21 protein-coding genes are annotated in these 17044 nt (G+C 65.2%); 12 read left to right on the top strand and 9 right to left on the bottom strand.

What is annotated here, in order from left to right; translation table 11 throughout:
• Positions 1 to 24: 24 nt before the first annotated feature.
• From I6F28_RS18365 to bufA1, 4 genes are read right to left on the bottom strand one after another with little or no spacing between them, the layout of a single operon-like run.
• Positions 25 to 564, bottom strand: a complete 540-nt coding sequence (locus I6F28_RS18365) for a DoxX family protein (protein WP_225140434.1) — start codon at positions 562 to 564, stop codon at positions 25 to 27.
• Positions 561 to 1343, bottom strand: coding sequence for an HvfC/BufC N-terminal domain-containing protein (locus I6F28_RS18360; RefSeq protein WP_225140433.1), 783 nt, complete (start codon positions 1341 to 1343; stop codon positions 561 to 563). The genes I6F28_RS18365 and I6F28_RS18360 overlap by 4 nt, the downstream gene beginning before the upstream one ends.
• Positions 1333 to 2247 (bottom strand): MNIO family bufferin maturase, encoded by a 915-nt coding sequence (gene bufB, locus I6F28_RS18355; protein WP_225140432.1) that lies wholly within the window; start codon positions 2245 to 2247, stop codon positions 1333 to 1335. Before bufB ends, I6F28_RS18360 begins: the two co-directional genes overlap by 11 nt.
• 34 nt (positions 2248 to 2281) lie before the next feature.
• Entirely contained in the window at positions 2282 to 2587 is a 306-nt protein-coding gene (gene bufA1 / locus I6F28_RS18350; RefSeq protein ID WP_225140431.1) for a BufA1 family periplasmic bufferin-type metallophore, read from the bottom strand.
• Between the two features lie 308 nt (positions 2588 to 2895).
• Here bufA1 and I6F28_RS18345 point away from each other — a divergent pair, with 308 nt between their 5' ends.
• The 4 genes from I6F28_RS18345 (at position 2896) to I6F28_RS18330 (ending at position 7395) form a co-directional block, all read left to right on the top strand.
• A complete protein-coding gene (locus I6F28_RS18345; RefSeq protein WP_225140430.1) occupies positions 2896 to 4986 on the top strand; it encodes an adenylate/guanylate cyclase domain-containing protein in 2091 nt (696 codons plus the stop codon).
• A 148-nt stretch (positions 4987 to 5134) separates the two neighbouring features.
• Positions 5135 to 5719, top strand: coding sequence for a HutD/Ves family protein (locus tag I6F28_RS18340; protein ID WP_225140429.1), 585 nt, complete (start codon positions 5135 to 5137; stop codon positions 5717 to 5719).
• 90 nt (positions 5720 to 5809) lie between these two features.
• Positions 5810 to 7015, top strand: a complete 1206-nt coding sequence (locus I6F28_RS18335) for an adenylate/guanylate cyclase domain-containing protein (protein WP_036011675.1) — start codon at positions 5810 to 5812, stop codon at positions 7013 to 7015.
• A 56-nt stretch (positions 7016 to 7071) separates the two neighbouring features.
• On the top strand, positions 7072 to 7395 hold the full coding sequence (locus I6F28_RS18330; protein ID WP_036011673.1) for a hypothetical protein: 324 nt from the start codon (positions 7072 to 7074) through the stop codon (positions 7393 to 7395).
• A 181-nt stretch (positions 7396 to 7576) separates the two neighbouring features.
• Here I6F28_RS18330 and I6F28_RS18325 read toward each other — a convergent pair whose 3' ends face one another.
• From I6F28_RS18325 to I6F28_RS18315, 3 genes are all read right to left on the bottom strand, one after another.
• Positions 7577 to 7756 carry a hypothetical protein gene (locus I6F28_RS18325; protein ID WP_036011671.1) on the bottom strand — a complete coding sequence of 60 codons (180 nt, stop codon included), beginning with the start codon at positions 7754 to 7756 and terminating at the stop codon, positions 7577 to 7579.
• A gap of 86 nt (positions 7757 to 7842) precedes the next feature.
• Entirely contained in the window at positions 7843 to 8049 is a 207-nt protein-coding gene (locus I6F28_RS18320) for a hypothetical protein (RefSeq protein ID WP_050991724.1), read from the bottom strand.
• Positions 8050 to 8143: 94 nt separating this feature from the next.
• Positions 8144 to 8512: a rhodanese-like domain-containing protein gene (locus I6F28_RS18315; RefSeq protein ID WP_036011668.1), complete on the bottom strand. Its 369-nt coding sequence runs from the start codon at positions 8510 to 8512 to the stop codon at positions 8144 to 8146.
• Positions 8513 to 8688: 176 nt separating this feature from the next.
• Between I6F28_RS18315 and I6F28_RS18310 the strand changes: the two genes are divergently transcribed.
• On the top strand, positions 8689 to 9486 hold the full coding sequence (locus tag I6F28_RS18310) for an adenylate/guanylate cyclase domain-containing protein (RefSeq protein ID WP_057026102.1): 798 nt from the start codon (positions 8689 to 8691) through the stop codon (positions 9484 to 9486).
• Between the two features lie 56 nt (positions 9487 to 9542).
• On the opposite strand, the gene I6F28_RS18305 is transcribed toward I6F28_RS18310, so the two are convergent.
• The gene (locus I6F28_RS18305) at positions 9543 to 10091 is read right to left on the bottom strand and encodes a TetR/AcrR family transcriptional regulator (RefSeq protein WP_225114033.1); all 549 of its coding nucleotides are present in this window, start codon (positions 10089 to 10091) and stop codon (positions 9543 to 9545) included.
• Between the two features lie 283 nt (positions 10092 to 10374).
• Between I6F28_RS18305 and I6F28_RS18300 the strand changes: the two genes are divergently transcribed.
• The 5 genes from I6F28_RS18300 to I6F28_RS18285 all read left to right on the top strand — a co-directional run bounded on the left by I6F28_RS18300 (position 10375) and on the right by I6F28_RS18285 (position 13828).
• Positions 10375 to 11094, top strand: a complete 720-nt coding sequence (locus I6F28_RS18300; RefSeq protein ID WP_225140428.1) for a hypothetical protein — start codon at positions 10375 to 10377, stop codon at positions 11092 to 11094.
• Positions 11095 to 11155: 61 nt separating this feature from the next.
• Positions 11156 to 12112: an oxidoreductase gene (locus I6F28_RS18295; protein WP_036011654.1), complete on the top strand. Its 957-nt coding sequence runs from the start codon at positions 11156 to 11158 to the stop codon at positions 12110 to 12112.
• A gap of 116 nt (positions 12113 to 12228) precedes the next feature.
• Positions 12229 to 12678: a lipocalin-like domain-containing protein gene (locus I6F28_RS18290; RefSeq protein WP_225114035.1), complete on the top strand. Its 450-nt coding sequence runs from the start codon at positions 12229 to 12231 to the stop codon at positions 12676 to 12678.
• Positions 12679 to 12877: 199 nt separating this feature from the next.
• Positions 12878 to 13000, top strand: coding sequence for a hypothetical protein (locus tag I6F28_RS37505; RefSeq protein ID WP_260345905.1), 123 nt, complete (start codon positions 12878 to 12880; stop codon positions 12998 to 13000).
• Positions 13001 to 13063: 63 nt separating this feature from the next.
• Positions 13064 to 13828, top strand: a complete 765-nt coding sequence (locus tag I6F28_RS18285; protein WP_225140427.1) for an alpha/beta hydrolase — start codon at positions 13064 to 13066, stop codon at positions 13826 to 13828.
• 80 nt (positions 13829 to 13908) lie between these two features.
• Here I6F28_RS18285 and I6F28_RS18280 read toward each other — a convergent pair whose 3' ends face one another.
• The gene (locus I6F28_RS18280) at positions 13909 to 14895 is read right to left on the bottom strand and encodes an MBL fold metallo-hydrolase (RefSeq protein WP_370142903.1); all 987 of its coding nucleotides are present in this window, start codon (positions 14893 to 14895) and stop codon (positions 13909 to 13911) included.
• Positions 14896 to 14976: 81 nt separating this feature from the next.
• Between I6F28_RS18280 and I6F28_RS18275 the strand changes: the two genes are divergently transcribed.
• Both I6F28_RS18275 and ku read left to right on the top strand, forming a co-directional pair.
• Entirely contained in the window at positions 14977 to 15909 is a 933-nt protein-coding gene (locus I6F28_RS18275; RefSeq protein ID WP_225140426.1) for a LysR family transcriptional regulator, read from the top strand.
• A gap of 120 nt (positions 15910 to 16029) precedes the next feature.
• A complete protein-coding gene (ku, locus tag I6F28_RS18270) occupies positions 16030 to 16971 on the top strand; it encodes a non-homologous end joining protein Ku (protein WP_036026710.1) in 942 nt (313 codons plus the stop codon).
• The last annotated feature ends 73 nt before the right edge of the window (positions 16972 to 17044 follow it).

The following is a 17044-nucleotide window of genomic DNA, read 5'->3' as shown; positions in this document are numbered from 1 at the left end:
CAAGCGTAATCCGGGACCGATGCCTCACCGCGCAACCTGCCCCGGATTGCGCTGCGCTCCATCCGGGCTACGGATGCGACAGATCAGATGATCGAGCGAGATGTGCCCCGGCCCGTAAGCCATGAGGGCAAGCGCCATCGCCGCCCAAGTGAGGTGAATCGGCCAGCCGTCGGGCACCGTGAGCTCGACGATCACGGTCATGAACAGCAGCCCGAGCGCGGCGAACCGCGTGCCCAGTCCCAGCACCAGCAGGATCGGGAATATGATCTCGCCGGAGCCCGAGAGAAAGGCCATCACCGTCGGGGCCGGAAAGTGATAGGGCCCGCCGGGCAGATGCAGCATGAATTCGTCGCTGAACAGCGTCACCGCGGTGTCGTTGAGCTCGAGGAAGCCGCTCCATTTGAGCAGGCCCGAGCGCCAGAACGGCACGGCCAGCGCGAGGCGCAGCACCAGCTGGACCAGCGATGGCATCGCGAGCGCCTGCACCAGATGATTGGCTCTGTCGATGAGTGCTCCGGGCGACGGCAGGCCGCTGGCGGGCGTCATGGGCTGCTCCGTGATCATGATGGGTCTCCGCAACAGAGCGAGGTGAAGGCGCCGGCTTCGATCAGCCCGGCAATGTTCGCGGCGATGTCGAATTCGCTTGCCGCCTCCAGCGCCGCCGCCGCGGCTTCGCCGAGCGGCCGGCCCAACATGAGATGGTGCGCGAAGACCGCGCCGCCGGGTGGAAGGCGGCGCACGGCGACGTCGACTTCGCCGCGCGTGATCAGGGCATCCTCCGGCGTCGAGGCATCGATCCGCATAATCGGTGCGTCGTCGCGGTTGGCCGCAAAGATCGTCACGGCAGCGTAATTCGAACGCAGGCACCGCGCGGCCGGGTGCGGAATGAAAACCAGATCAGCCAGGCGGTCGGGCGTCACCGCCGAGAGCCGGGCCGGCGACAGCGGGATGGCGTCGGCGGCGTGATAGGCGTCGAGCCAGGCCCGCTCGAGACGCGCGACGTCGCCGAGCCAAGGCAGATCTTGCGCATGCTCGTAGGCTTCGATGAAGTCCGGAAAGTCGCGGCCATATTCGAACAGCAGCGGCGATGTCGGCGGATTGCTGCGCACATGGAAGCGCGCCATCGCGCGGAAGAAGTCGACGCCGGTGATGCGCTGCACCGCCGGATAGATCGCGGCGAGCGCGTCGATCAGGCTGACCGTGACGTTGTTGCGGTAGACGTCATAGCGCCGGCCAGCGGCCTTGCCGTTGGGGCCGGTCACGAATTCAGGCGTGCTGCGCTCCGGATCCAGCAACGCCGGCGCGAACGATGCGGCAAAACACAGGCCGGGTTCAGGCGGCATGACGCTCTCCTGCCGGTATGACGGACTGATGGCGGTCGAGGATCGCCTGGGCGGCCGCGGCTTCCGCTTGCAGCACCGGCCAGTCCGGAATCTTGCTGTCCCATTCGATCAGCGTCGGCACCGGCCCGCGGCGCCGGATCACGATCTCGTAGAGTTTCCAGACGGCGTCGGCCACCGGGCCATCGTGGCTGTCGATCAACAGCAGGTCACCTTCGTCGTCGGCCTGCTCGGCATGCCCGGCGAGATGAATTTCCTCGACGTGCGACAGCGGGAAATCAGCGAGGTAGTCGAGCGCAGAATATCCATGGTTGGCCGCGGAGACGAACACGTTGTTGACGTCGAGCAGCAGGCCGCAGCCGGTGCGCTCCGCAATGGCGCGGATGAATTCGGTCTCGTGCATGGAGGATTCGCGGAAGGCGAGATAGGTCGACGGGTTTTCCAACAGCAGCGGTCGCCGGATCGCCTCCTGCACCTGATCGATGTGATCGCAGACGCAAGCGAGCGTCGCCGCGGTATAGGGCAGAGGCAACAGATCGTTGAAGAAGCTGGTCTCGTGCGTCGACCAGGCGAGATGCTCGGAGACCAGCGCCGGCTGATAGCGCGCGACCAGGCCGCGGAAGCGCGCCAGATGCGCCTTGTCGAGCGGCCGGGGTCCGCCGATCGACATGCAGACGCCGTGCAGCGAGAGCGGATGGTCGCGGCGGATCGCCTCAAGCGCGCGATGCGGCGGCCCTCCGGCGCCCATGTAGTTCTCGGCGTGGACCTCGAAGAAGCCGCGCTGATCTTTTGCCTCGAGGATTGCCGGGAGGTGCTCGGGCTTGAAGCTCGTCCCGGCAACGCCGCCGATCGGCGTTGCGAAGCGGAGCGGCAGCGCTGCTGGCGGGGCCGGCTTGATCGTGCTCATCGTGCTGCTCCGTTCGCGCCTGCCGTTGCGCCGTTCAGATCGGCTTCAGCGAACCCTTCTTGCCGCCCGGCAGCTCGATGCTGGTGCAGGTGCCGCCCTTGACGAATTTCCAGGCATTACCCTGGTAGTCCACGGTCGAGGTGCCCTGGCAGGTGGTGCCCGGTCCCGCCGCGCAATCGTTCTGACCTTTCAGTGCGACGCCGAAGCACTTTTCTTTCTTGGCGGCGATTGCGGCATCGGCTTCGGCCTTGCTCAGGGGGGCGGCGGAGGCAAGGGTCGCGAGCGCGGTCGACACCGCACCGGCGAGGACGAGGGAGGTGACGGTATGTTTGGCAGACATCGAGATTCTCCTGTTCGAATGGTGCCGCCCGGCAGGCGAGCGCGCATGATCTCCTTCGTTCCGCGCGCCGCCCGTGTTACGGCGGGCTGCTCACGAAACCGTGAGATCGATTGGATCGGGCGCACGGTCGGTGCGCTTGGACGGGATTAGCGGGCAAGTGGGTGCCCAAATCCAATGCCTTGGCGCTATCGACACGTTAGAGCGAGAGCATTGGATGCGTCCGACCAAACTTGGCAGAGGTAACGGACGGTAGGAAATCTGCGTAGGAAGATGACAGGAGTCGCGCCCACCCAAAGGCGGATAAAACCATGAACGTCGATCCCGGACGCCAGCTGCGCGCGATCGCAAGGATGACGGTCAGTATCCGCCTTGCTGTCTCCGCGCTGGTCCTCGCCGCGATCCTGCTGACCGCGGCGCTCTCCAGCCTGCTGTGGTGGCGCACCGCGGAGGCGGCCAGCCGGCAGCTCGCCTCGACCATCAACGAGCAGATCGTCGCGGCGGTGCGCAAGGAGGTCTCGGCCATCGTCGACGAGGCGCGCGCCGCGCATACCGCGATCCGCACCCTGTTCCTCCAGAACGTGCTCGACACCCGCGAGGCCGACAAGCGTGAGTTCGTGTTCCTGTCACAATTGCAGTCGCAGGCGACGATTTCCTGGGTCGCGTTCGGCTGGCCCGACGGCTCCTTCTTCGCCGCGCACAAGCTCGGCGATCGGCGCCTGGAGATGATGGAGATCTCGCTGACGGATCATCCGGGCGAGCGCCGGGTCGACGAATATGACGTGGTGCCCGGCGACATCGAATTTGCCAACCGCCGCTTCGAGCCGACCGATTTCCGCGTCGCCGATCAGGCCTGGTTCAAGGCCGGCCTCGGCGCGGACGACCCGCAATGGTTCAGGGTCATGAACCACGCGACCGGCGAACGGCCGTCGATCGCCTTCGCCGGCCCGATCGACGTCTACCAGGAGCGGCAAGGCGTGCTTGCCGTCATCATCGAATACACCAGGCTTGCGCGGTTCCTGTCGCAGCTGGAGGTCGGGCGCACCGGCGCCGCCTTCATCGTCGACGGCAGCGGCGAGCTCGTCGCGGCGCCGGACAAGGACGCCGACGAGCTCCATCCGGCCCGCGGCGACACCGCGCTGCTGCCACTGGCGCGCGCAGCGCTCGGCCAGGCCGGGGAAGCCGGCCGCAAGGAGGCTTGGCGCAGCCGGCTCACCTCGGGCGGCGCGGCCTATGAGGTCGCGCTGACGCCGCTGCCGTTTCCCGGCTGGTCGCTCGCGACCGTGATCCCCGAGGCCGAATTTCTCGGGCCGGTCGAGACGACATTGCACCGCCTGATCCTCGGTCTCGCCGTCGGCGCCGTGCTCGCGGCGCTGGCCTCGGCGATGCTGGCGCGGTCCGTCATCGCCGCGCCGCTGTCGCGCGTCGTCGGCGAGCTGCGCTATGTCGAAGCCTTCGCGCTGGAGCAGGTCCGTCGCCATCCGTCGCGGCTCAAGGAGATCGCAAGCCTGTCGGGTGCCATCGCGGAGATGGCGGCCGGCCTGTCCGCATTCCGTAAGTTCATCCCGGCGGATCTCGTCCGCGGCCTGCTGCGCCAGGGCGTCGAGGCGAAGCCCGGCGGCAGCGTTCAGGAGCTCAGCGTGATGTTCATCGACATCGCCGGCTTCACCGGGCTGTCGGAGCGGCTCGGCGACCGCGTCGTGCCGCTGCTGTCGCGCTATCTCGACCTCACCTCGGAGATCATCGTCGCCAATGGCGGGACCATTGACAAGTTCATCGGCGATGCCGTCATGGCGTTCTGGGGCGCGCCGCAGCCGCAAGCCGATCACGCCGCGCGATGCTGCCGCGCCGCGCTCGCCTGCCGCAAGGCGATCGACCAGTCGGGCCTCGTCGACGATCTCGGTCAGCCGCTCCAGATCCGCATCGGCATCAATTCCGGCCGCATGCTGGTCGGCAATATCGGCTCGGAGCTGCGGCTGAACTACACCGTGATCGGCGATGCCGTGAATGTCGCGAGCCGGCTCGAAGGCGCCAACAAATCCTACGGCACGCAGATCCTGATCGGCGCGGCAACCGAACGTCTGGCGCGCGGCGCCGTCGTCACGCGCGAGGTCGACAGCATCGCGGTCTACGGACGCGAGGAGGGACTCTCCGTCCACGAGCTGATCGGGATGGTGAACGAGAATGCGGTCGGCAGCATCGGCTGGATCGCGGATTACGAACGCGGCCTCGCCGCCTATCGCGCCCGCCGCTTTGCCGATGCGCTGGCCGATTTCGAGGCGGTGCTGAAGCGCCGCGGCGACGATCGCCCAGCCGAGCTGATGCGGGACCGCTGCCGGCAACTGGCAGCAGCCGCGCCCAACGTCACTTGGCGGCCTGTGGCGGCATTGGCGTCGAAATAGCGACATCATCCGGGGACCTGTAGCCCGGATGGAGCGGAGCGTAATCCGGGGCCGGTGCTTCACGGCGCGAGCTAACCCGGATTGCGCTGCGCTTCATCCAGGCTACAAACTCGGTTACATTCCTGACTTTCCCGGATGAGTTCGAGACATGAAGACCACATTGCTCAATCCTGAAGACTACACCCGCTCGCCGTGGAAGAACGGCGGCGGCGTCTTCACCGACATCGCGGATGCGCATCGGGCCGATGCGCCGCGCAAGGACTGGGACAGCCTGCTCTGGCGCTTCGCGTCGACGCCGATTCTTGCGCCCGGTCCCTTCTCCCATATGCCCGGTATCGACCGCTTGCAGATGGTCGTCGAGGGGCGCGGGCTGGTGCTGAAGTCGCCGACGCAGGAATTCGACGAACGTGAACCTTTTACGACGGTGCGGTTCACCGGCGAGCTCGAGATCGTGACCGAGCTCGAGGCCGGTCCCGTCGAGGTCGTGAACCTCATGGCGCGGCGCGGCGCGGCCGAGATCGATCTCCTCGCGTTGAAGCAGCCCGGCGACCGGCACCTCGCCGCCGGCACGCATCTGGTCTACGCCCCGCGCGGCGAATGCCGCATCCGCCTCGACAACGAGGAATTTGCGATTCCCCGCACCGGCACGTTGAAGGTCGAGCTGGCCGGGCCGTCGCAGCTTGCGCTCGTCGCGGGTCTGGCGGTGCTGGGGTCGATCCGGCTTCTGGTCTAGAATGCGCACAATCCATGCAACTAGCTAGGTTGACGCCGCCGGGCCGGCGCACGATATCTGCTGGCTAAACCGCAGCTCGAGGGGCAGGATATGAATGCGCCACACACATACGCCCCCACACTGGCCGACGGCGTCATCGACTGGCTGACCAACGGCACGCGCGACGAGCGCTTCATCGACGACATCTTCGCGCTGATGTGCATCCGCCTGCAGCAGGCGGGCATTCCGCTCAAGCGATCGACGCTTCACGTGATGATCCATCATCCGCAATGGCTGGGTGCCCGCATGATGTGGTCCGACGGCAAGCGCGAGGCGGAGATCACGCTGGCCGACTATGACGTTCGCGAGCGGTCCGAATATATCGGCAGCTCCGCCAACGAGATCCATGACGGTGCCGACGAGGTCCGCGAAAAGCTCGAGCAGGATTCCTCGCTCGGTCGCAAGCATGCCCTCTATGACGACATGCGGTCGCTGGGCATGACCGACTATGTGGCCTGGCCGCTGCTGCACACGCTCGGCAAGCGCCACGTCGTGACCTTCGCCACTGATCGTCCCGGCGGTTTCGAGGATGTCCACATCGCCGGCCTGAAGAAGCTGTTGCCGGTGCTGGCGCTGGTCAGCGAGATCCGCATCAAGAATCGCCTGGCGCGCACGCTGCTGGAAACTTATGTCGGCTCCCATGCCGGCGAGCTGATCCTGGCCGGCGCCACCAGGCGCGGCACCGGCACGACGGTGCGCGCCGCGATCATGATCTGCGACCTCAGGGACTTCACCAAGATCTCCGACAACTGGCCGCGCGACGATGTCATCGACCTTCTCAACGACTATTTCGACGCGATGTCGGAGCCGATCGCGCGGCACGGCGGCGAGATCCTGAAGTTCATCGGCGACGGGCTGCTCGCCATCTTCCCGCTGCATCAGCCGAACGCCTGCGCCAATCTTCTGCATGCGGTGGCCGAGGCGAGGGGAGCCATGGCCGCGCTCAACGATCGGAACAGCGCGACCGGCCGCGCGCCGCTGAACTACGGCATCGGCGTCCACGTCGGTGATGTCATGTACGGCAATATCGGATCTGCCCAGCGGCTGGATTTCACGGTGATCGGCCCGGCCGTCAACATGGCCTCCCGCCTGGAGGCGCTGACCAAGACGCTCGGCAGGAACGTGCTGCTGTCACGCGATTTCGCCGAGCTTGTCGAGAAGGAGTTCGCATTGGAGCATGTCGGCCGGCACGAGGTGCGCGGCTTCAACGCCCCCATCGAGCTCTATGCCTATCCGGCTCGCGCTATTTCCGGTTAGTTCCGGGGGCGTTCGGCAGGGCCTGTTGGCCCCCCTGGGTCTGCCTGGCCGGATCGTTGTCGCCCGGCCTCATCGTTGACGACTTCGCCGGTGCATTGGCGCCGCCGTTGTTGGCGTCCGACGACGTATTGAGGCTGGAGGCGCCCGCGCCGGTCGTGCCGCCGGTGCCGGTCGAATTGATGCCGGAGCCCGTCCTCGACGGCCCCGCGCCGCTTTGCGCGAAGGCGGAAGGAGACGAGGCGAGCGCCGCGATGAGCCCTGCTATGACGAGTGCTTTCATGTCCGCTCCTGTGCTCGGCCTGGTGCATGATCCGGACCCGGAGGGCCGCGCAGCGCAAAGTGCGCAGCGGTTTTCCAAAAAGATCATGCTCAAACAATAACCTGGAGCGCGATGACGGTTCATCCTAATCGCATCGCGCTCTAGGCGGCCCCGGCCCGGCATCCGGGGGCGGGCTTGAGCCGGGGCCGCCATTTGCCGGAATGGTGAGACGCCGGCGAAGGGCCAATGCGCGGGAACGCGTGGTCGTTCCAAATTCGATGGGGCGCCGCAAACCCGCTGAACTAGGCTGACCAGCGGTCCTGCTCTTCCTGGTGGGCTTGCTCGTTCAGCCGGTCGGCGATCTCGTCCGCAATCTGCTCGGTCTCGGCCGAGGCCACCGGCTCGCCCTTGTGTGTCTTCAGCTTGTCCTTGTCGGCTTCGATCGGAAAGTCGTCGGGTGTCAGTCCGGTCGTCTTGTTCATGGTGCGCCTCACTGTCTCCAGTCGGGGAAAACACACGTGAAGGGCCGATCGTTGCTACGAAGATGAAGCCGCTGGACGAGGCGGCGTCAGGCGCCGCCGACTGCCCGCGTGATGGTGCCGCTCCCGCCGCAGGTGGCGCAAGGCGCGCCGTCGATGCGTCCCTTGCCGTGACAATCGGGACAGACGTCGTCGCCGGTGCCCTTGGTTCCGGGCGGAGCTTCGTCACCGGGATTGAGCGCTGCTTGCGTGGGAATCTTGGCGTCTTGTGCGTGGGCAGCCTTGGTCTTGGTCATCTGCGCCTCCTCGACAACACCGCAACGCGCCTTGCCGCAGAAAGTGCCAATCGGAGTTCGCAGCGCAGTCAACGGAACCGCGCCGCTGTTCTCGCTACTTCTCGACTGCGCCCGTCCAGTCCTTGAAGCCGCCGACGTTGTAGACGTTCTCGTAACCCATATCCTTCAAGAGCTTGCCGGCCAGCGCCGACCTGCCGCCGGATGCGCAATAGAGGATGACGGTCTTGCCCTTGTCGAACGCCTTGTCGTGATAGGGCGACTCCGGGTCGGCGCGAAACTCCAGCATCCCGCGCGAGACGTTCACGGCGCCGGCGATCTTGCCGCTGGCGGCGACTTCCGGCGCATCGCGAACGTCCACGACCAGCGTGTTGCCCTTGTTGATCATCTCGGCCGCCTGCTCCGAGGTGATCTTCGGGACCGCCGCGTTCGCAGCTTCCAGCATTTGCTTGACACTCGTTGCCATAAATTCTCTCCGGATTTTCTTCTGCCGCCCCATAGGAGGATAGCACATCGATCTGGACATCGCTGCTGGATAAGCTTGTCCCGCCGGAGTCAGAGGCCGGAGGTCCGGTTGCCAAGGCCGGATTGTCCGACTAGCCTTGCCGAAGCTACGCCCAAACGGTCTCTGGCCGCACCTTCATGCCCAAATTTCTCCGCATCGGTGTCCATCAGTCCAACGTCTCCGGATACACCTCGAAGGCGTGGTGCGTCAGACGCGTCGGCGCGGCGGTCTTCCTGAAATGGGGCGCGGTGGAGGTGCAGGGCGCCGGCGCCGGGCGCAAGGTCTACTGGTCGCGGTCGCCGCAGGAGAAGACGATCCGTTGCGGCACCGCGCAGCGCGCGCAGGAGTACACGAAAGCCGCGATCGCGCGGCGCCGCAATCACCGCTATGAGCCGCTGACCGGACCCATCGCGAACCGGCGCCGGTCGGCTGCCCGCGCCGCCGAGCTCAAGCAGGCGCTCGCCACCATCCTCATCGTGGACATCGTCGGCTCCACGGCGAAGGCAGCCAAGCTCGGCGATGCGCGCTGGACCAAGGTGATAGGCCATTATTACGCGGCGGTCCGCAAGGAGCTGAAGACGTGCCGCGGCAAGGAGGTCGTGACCACGGGCGACGGCGTGCTGGCGACCTTCAGGAAACCCGCTGCCGGCATCGCCTGCGCGGCCGCGATTCAGAAAGCCGTGCGCACGCTCGGCCTCGAGATCAGGGTGGGTCTCCACGCGGGCGAATACACCATCAGCGGCGGCGAAATGGTCGGCCTCGCGTTCCACATCTGCACCCGGGTTGCAGCGAAAGCACGCGCGGGCGAGGTGCTGGTTTCGAGCGCGGTAAAGGAACTGATGGCGGCGCAGTCCGCAATCAACCTGAGGGATCATGGCCAGCACCGGCTCAAGGGGGTGCCCGAAAGGTGGCGGCTGTACCGGGTGGAGGGCTGAGGGCATCGCGGCGCAATAAGCCTTGCGAGGCTGCGCCTCAGTCACAGCCCCTGGATTCAAGCTTCCGCCTTCATGTTTGCGAAACGGTCCCGCAAATAGGCGGCGAAGGGACGCCTTCCCTCATCCTGGCTCCAACTGTCGATCGCAAGGCGAAAAGCTCCGATTGAGACCATCGCGACTATGCGGAGTGCCGTTCGCCGCTTGGGCTGCGGCCACATCGTGCAGAGCGCGTCGAAGACCGCCTGTTCCTGTTGGGCGTATTTGGTGGCCTCGCGGGCGCGAAGCGTCTCGTTGGTGCGGATGAACCGGTCGATCTCCATCATTTGTTTCCGGGCCTGGACGTCCTCGTAGGACGCCGTGAGTCTGACCAGTGCATTCTTCACCGCTTCGAGCGGCGGCTGCTTGGTCGATTGCTCCAGAACGGCGCGCCCTATGGCTTCGGCGAGACCGCCCTGCCAGGCCAGGATGATGTCTTCCTTCGACTTGAAATAATAGAAGAAGGTCCGACGCGAAATTCCCGCTGCCTCCGCGATGGCGTCGAGCGTCGTCGCCTCATAGCCGTTCCGAAGGAAGAGCCTCAGACCGGTGTCGGTGATCCGTCGCAACGTTTCGCGGCGCTTTTGCTCCCTCAGTCCCTCGCTTTTCGGTGATGGGTCGTCTCCGTCCTGTTTCGACACACAACGGCCTCATTCAAAATTACACTCAGTGCGATAAAATTCCGCATCAAGTGCGAAATTACTGCATGTGAGGCCGGCCAGCAAGGCTCGGGCCGATTCGAGGCGTCCAAGACCAGCGAACTGGATCAAGATGACTGCAGACAGGGACGGCCCGGCGAACGACCGGGATGCCGATGCTTCGCGTTGCGATTTCCACGATGCCGAGGCCGGCTTGCTGCAAGCGGCGGCCGGGAAGGACCAGCGCACGCGCAGCTCCGGCAACATCGAGCTTCTACGCCGCAATCCTGCCGGTTACGTCGCCTCCAGCCATCGCCAGGGCGCGCCGCACCGGCCTCGCCGTGCAATCAGCAGACCTCGCAGGAGCCTGCAATCCGTCCCCCGGACGATACATGACGCGCGAGCCCGTCATGCCGGCGAGCAGCGCCTCGACGGCGCCGTGCAAGGCTCGCCAAGGGAACGTGACCAGCGTCGATTTGTCGCTCGGACCCTCGCGCGCGCGGTGAAGGCCATACATTCGCCGTATCTCGGCAATTTCGGCGTTCTCATCCTGCTGTGCGCCATCTCGTTCCATCCCTGCTTCGATCTGGCGAACGTCGTTTCGAACAGCTTCCTCTGTCTCGGTGCGAAGGCGGCGTTCGCCGCGACCGTCAATCTCGTGGTGGACGACTGGACCCCGACGATCCAGGCCTTTCTGGCCGGCCGCCTTCTGCGCTGGATTGGCCTCAGCCTTCTGCTCGCGCTGCTCCCCGTGCTGACCGTCATCCGCGCCGGGACGCTGGCCAAGCTGCGGGCGCTAGCCGCCCTCTTGCTTGTCCGGCTGCGCGGGATCCTCAGAGCTTCGCTGCGGCCACTGAATCGCGCAGCGCGGGAGGGCCGCGGAGCAGGTGTCGTTCACGAGAAGGTCAACAGGCTCGGGCGGCACAACGCTTGAAAATTACACTAGGTGTAATTTAACTGGCCCGATGTGATGTTGTGCCGTGGGAGATGGCCCGATGCCTGGTTGGAGTGCGAGCGATATTCCGTCCCAGCGGGGGCGTTGCGCCGTTGTCACGGGCACGGGTGGCCTGGGTTACCAAGATGCGCTGGCGTTGGCGCGTGCGGACGGCGAAGTGATCATTGCCGGTCGCAATGCCTCGAAGGGAGCAGACGCCGTCGCGCGGATCCGATCCCGTCAGCCCAACGCGAACGTCCGGTTCGAACGGCTCGACCTTGCGGATATTCATTCGGTGCGGGCCTTCGGCTCCCGTTTGCGTGGCCAACGGGACAGTCTCGACCTGCTCGTCAACAATGCCGCGGTCATGATGCCCCCTGTCCGGCAAGTAACGGCCGACGGGTTCGAAATGCAGTTCGGCACGAACCACCTCGGCCATTTCGCGCTGACGGCCGAGCTTCTGCCGCTGCTGCACAAGGGCGTCGAGCCGCGCGTCGTCACCGTGTCCAGCCTGGCAGCGCGCAGCGGAGCGATCGAGTTCGACAATCTGCAGGCTGAGCGTCGCTACCAGCCGATGCCGATCTACAGCCAGTCCAAGCTTGCGAACCTGATGTTTGCGTTCGAGCTGCAGCGACGCAGCCGGAGGTTCGGCTGGGGCATCACCAGCGTTGCGGCCCATCCCGGCGTATCGCGGACCGACCTCATTCCGAATGGCGCCGGCCGGATGAGCCTTCCCGGCCTGGCGCGGACCGCCCTCTGGTTCCTGTTTCAGCCGGCGGCGCAAGGTGCGCTGCCGACGCTGTTCGCGGCGACGTCGCCGGACATCGTCCCCGGCGGCTATTACGGTCCGGACAAGTTCGGTGAAATCCGCGGTTCGCCGTCCGTGGCCCGCGTGCCGCCGCAGGCCGATGACGATGCGGTGGCGTCTCATCTGTGGGATGTCTCGGCAAGACTGACCGGCGCTCGCTTAGCGACGGAGTCGTCCCGCACCCAGGCGAGGACGGATCTGTGCACTTGAAGCGGCCTCGCGCAGGTCCGCCATTCCGAGGCCCGGCGGCCGCGTAGAAAGACGAAGCAGAGGACTCCAACATGACCCGTCGAAATCTGGTGCTGATCGCTTTGGGAGTTTGCCTGATGAGTGCTCCAGTCCACGCTACGCCGCCGAACAAGGTGCTCGGCACCTGGAGAATGGTCTCCGCTCAGATCGATCCGGAAGGAAAGAACCTGCCGGCCTATGGCGCGCGGCCGAACGGGCTGCTGACCTTCACGCCGGACATGCACTTCATCGAGGTGCTGACCGACTCGGACGTCCCGCGCTTTGCCTCCAGCGTGCGGGGCGAGGGCACGGACGCGGAAAACCGCGCGGCCATGGCCGGCAGCATCGGCTTTTTCGGCACCTACACGGTGGATGAGAACGGCGAGTTCAGCGGCAACAAGGTCGAGGGCTGCACCTTTCCGAACTGGATCGGCAGCGTTCGGACGCGGAAGGAATTGCGTCTGGTGGTCGACGGCGACGTCATGACCGAGAATTTTGAACGACCTGACGGCACGAAGATCCGCATCACGTTCGAGCGGGTCCGCTAGCGCCGTTCACGCCGACGGCGTTACCTTCGGCTCCGGAAAGGGGCAGGGCGATCGCATATGGGAGCGATCTCGCCTGTGGCCATTCTTCGAGACGCCCGCCGTTAGCGGGCGTTGAAGGACGAGGCGCGCGCTCAGCTCGCGCAAAGCACCATATGCAATAGTCCTGGGAGAGGGGCTCGGCCCGACCGTCGCCGCCTTGATGTTGACATTCAGCTTCAACCTGCTGACGAGTCTGGGGCTTGGCGAATCCGCCAAGCTGATGCTGCAGGGTGCGATCATCGGCCTTGCAGCGGCCGCATATTCGGCAAGGCGCCAGTCATGATTGCCTCGATATCGAAACGAGAACGGATGCGGCCGCAGCCGCGATGACAACAGGAGAGATGACATGACCGATGTGATGGCTGGAGCCGAACCATTCTTCATGCAGGGCAAGGGGCCTGCGGTCCTCGTGCTCCACGGCTTCACGGGAACGACGCAAAGCATGCGGTATCTCGGCGAAGAGCTTCACCGGCGCTTCGGCTTCACCGTCAGCGGGCCTCGCCTGCAGGGCCACGGCACCTCACCGGACGACATGGAAACGACCGGCTATCTCGATTGGCTCGCGTCGGCGGAGCAGGCGCTTCACGAGCTGGCTGGCCAGGGCACCAAGGTCTTCGTCACCGGCCTGTCCATGGGAGGCACGCTGACGCTCAACCTAGCCGCACGTTTTCCGAACATCGTCGCAGGCGCCGTGCCGATCAACGGTGCCGCCGGAATCTTCGATGGCGCGATGGCCGAGCTCGTATCGGACGGCGCGGCGCCGAAGCGCGTTCCCGGCATCGGATCGGACATCAAGGCCGCCGGCGTCAAGGAGCTGGCCTATCAGGAGGTGCCAGTCGCTTGCCTCCGGCAGGTCCACGTCCTGATTGCTGCGACCGAAAGCCTGCTGCGCAAGGTCAGCTGTCCCACGCTCGCCATTCATTCCAGAGAGGACCACGTCGTGCCGGCGGCCAATGGCAAGCGAATCGCGCAGGAGGTCAGTTCCAACGACGTGCGCCTGCTTTGGCTCGACAATTCCTATCATGTCGCCACGCTCGATAACGACAAGGATCTGATCGTAGAGCGCTGCGGACGATTCATCTCGGAAATCGCCGGGGCGGCGCCTGGATAGAACAGCGCTTCTGCATACGGCGGTCGTAGAATGATGGGCTTGAGATCCTACGATAGCCGCTTTCGCATCTTCGGGCTGGCTCAGCCTGCGAACCGCCAGTTCGCCGGCACCCAGCGATAGCCGTCGTCCGTCTTCCTGATGTTGCCGATGCCCGGAAACGGGAAATGGAATCCAAGCACCGGGATGCGGTCCGTCGCAGCGCGGTCGAACAAGCGCCTGCGCGACTGCAACGCGGTATCGGGATCGAGATCCGGCCCGGGCCGCCAGGCATTGTCGATGTTGAGTAGGGGGCTATAGGCGGCATCGGACGTGATCAGCAATGCTTGCGCGCCGGAATGCACCAGGATCGCCGACATGCCCGGCGTGTGGCCGCCGGCGGCGATCGTCGTTATGCCCGGCAACAACTCGCTGCCCGGCCGGTACAGCACGGCAGACTTGGCGACGGGCGCCACGCTTCGCTTGATATTAGCGATGAAGGCGCGCCGGAAATCTTCCGGCATGGGCAGCCGCGACAGGTCAGGCTCGTTACGGATGAAGAACGCAAAATCGTCCTCGGGAAGATGGACCGTCGCCTTCGGAAAAGCGCTCGATCCGTCGGCGCGGCTGAGATTGCCGACGTGATCGGGATGGGTATGCGTGATCACGATGGCGTCGATGTGCTCGGGCTCCACGCCGATCGCCGCAAGATTGCGGAATAGATGTCCGCCATCGGGGCCGAGCGTTTGCGCTGCACCTGCCTCGATCAGGATTCTCCTGCCACCGGTTTCCAGCAGAAGCGTGTTCAGGTTGAGCCTGAAGGTGTCGGTCGGCAGGAACGCATCGCTCAGCGTCCTGCCGAGTTCCTCCGCCTGGGCGGTGTGGGCATAGATGCGCGGATTGCCGCTCAGCGTGCCGTCGCTGACGACGGTTGTCTTGATATCGCCGATCCGAAAACTGTAGTGGCCGGAATTGGCCCTGCCAGCAGGCGTTTGCGCGATCGCGGCCGGCATGCCCAGCAGCGGCGTCATCGCTCCGGCCGCGCCGCCTGCGAGCATTATGCGGCGGCTGATGTTCAGATGTGATGGCATACGGCTTCTCCGGCCTATCGCGGTGGGGTCTGTGTACGATGATCTGGCATCATCCACAAATGTCATGATAGAATTTACATTATGCGTTCGATGGATTTGGCGAAAGTCGACCTCAACCTGCTGGTGGTGTTGCATGCGCTGCTCGAGACCGGCAGCGTCACGCGCGCCGCTGAGCGTCTCGGCAGCAGCCAACCCGCGATCAGCCGTGCGCTGGCAAAGCTGCGGCGCCTGTTCGGTGACCGGCTGATGGTGAAGGCGGCAAGCGGCATGACGCCGACGCTGCGCGCCGAGGCGATGCGCGAGCCGCTGGCGACCTTGCTCGGCGGCGTCGAGACATTTCTCCACAAGCCGAAATTCGATCCTTCCGCCACCGACCGCGTCTTTCGCATCGCGACGACCGATTATGGGGCGCTCGCCATCCTGCCCAATGTCGCCGCCCACTTTGCGCGCGAGGCACCCGGGGCGGCGATCGAGGTCGTCAGCTTCTCGCGTGATGTGTTCCGCATGCTCGCTGACGGTCAGGTCGATTTCGTGCTGTATGCCGATAATCCCGTATCCGGCTCGTTTCGGGCGCGCGAGCTGTTCCGCGAAAATTTCGTGACGCTGGTCCGGCAAGGGCATCCTTTGCTCAAGCAGATGCGCGGGGCAAAGGACGTGCTGCCGATCAAGCTGTTCACGGCCTGGCCGCACATCGTGGTCAGCATTTTTGGCGGGCAGGGCGGGCCGATCGATACCGCATTGGCCGAGCGCGGCTACAAGCGGCACGTCGCGCTGCGTGTTCCATATTTCGCAACGGCCGCGGTGATCACGGCTGCGTCGGATTACCTGGTGACCATGCCCTCGCGGGCGGCCCGGCAGCTTGCGCCGCGGCTCGGTCTCGTGATGCTGAAACCGCCGGCGCAGGTGACGCCCTACGGCTATCGCCTGCTCTGGCACGAACGAAGTCACGACGATCCCGGCGCGGTCTGGTTGCGCCGGCTGGTGGTCGATTCTGTCAAGTCGGGCGCCGCCTAAACCAAAACATGGAGCAAGACGCCGCAAAGCGTGCTCGTCATGAATGTTGCTCCCGATGTCGGAACCCGGGCCGGCCGTTCGTCTTGAATCCAAGCCGCCTCGAACCGGAGTTCTGCGTAAATGGCCCCGCGCGCCAATTGGAAAGGCTTCCTGAGACTGTCCCTCGTCACCTGTCCCGTGGCGCTCTATCCCGCCACCTCCGAGAGCGAGAAGATCTCGTTCAACCAGCTCAACCGGCAGACCGGCCACCGCATCAAATACGTGAAGGTGGACGCGGAGACCGGCGACGAGGTGACGAACGAGGACATCGTCAAGGGCTATGAGCTCGAGAAGGGCCAATACATCGAGGTCTCCAAGGAAGAGCTCGAGGAGATCGCGCTGGAGTCCACGCGCACCATCGAGATCGACGAGTTCGTCGACAAATCGGACATCGACGCGCGCTATCTGATCCGCCCCTATTACATCCGGCCCGACGGCAAGGTCGGCCACGACGCCTTCGCGGTGATCCGCGAGACCGTTCGCGAGATGAACAAGGTCGCGATCGGGCGCGTGGTGCTGACCAACCGCGAGCACATCATCGCGCTGGAGCCGATGGACAAGGGCCTCGTCGGCACCCTCTTGCGCTACCCCTACGAGGTGCGCAGCGAGGCCGAATATTTCGACGACATCCAGGACGTGAAGGTCACCAAGGACATGCTCGATCTCGCCCGGCACATCGTCAACCAGAAGGCCGGACGCTTCGCGCCCGAAAAGTTCGAGGACCATTACGAGACCGCGCTGATCGACCTCATCAACGAAAAGCGCGCCGGCAAGGTGATCCGGCCGAAGGAGCGGCCGAAGGGCGAGAACGTCGTCGACCTCATGGAGGCGCTGCGGCGGAGCGTCGGCAAGGAAGTCGGGAAGCAGGCCGCGCCCGCGAAGGCGGACAAGCCGGCGAAGAAGCCGAGGAAGGCGGCGGCCGGCCAGAAGGAGATGCTGATGCCGATCGCCGGCAAGAAGGCGGCCGCCAGGGAGACGTCCGCGAAAAAGCCGGCCGCAGGGGCGCGGCGGAAATCGGCATGAAGCATCCCGTGACGCCGGACTTAAATCGAAAACACGCCCTATGCCGCTTGGTACGCGAAGGTCCTAGTCGCAG

Source organism: Bradyrhizobium sp. NBAIM14, from assembly GCF_020193895.1.
GTDB lineage: Bacteria > Pseudomonadota > Alphaproteobacteria > Rhizobiales > Xanthobacteraceae > Bradyrhizobium > Bradyrhizobium yuanmingense.
The sequence above is the reverse complement of the archived record's forward strand: the minus strand, read 5'-3'. Positions and strand labels throughout refer to the sequence as shown.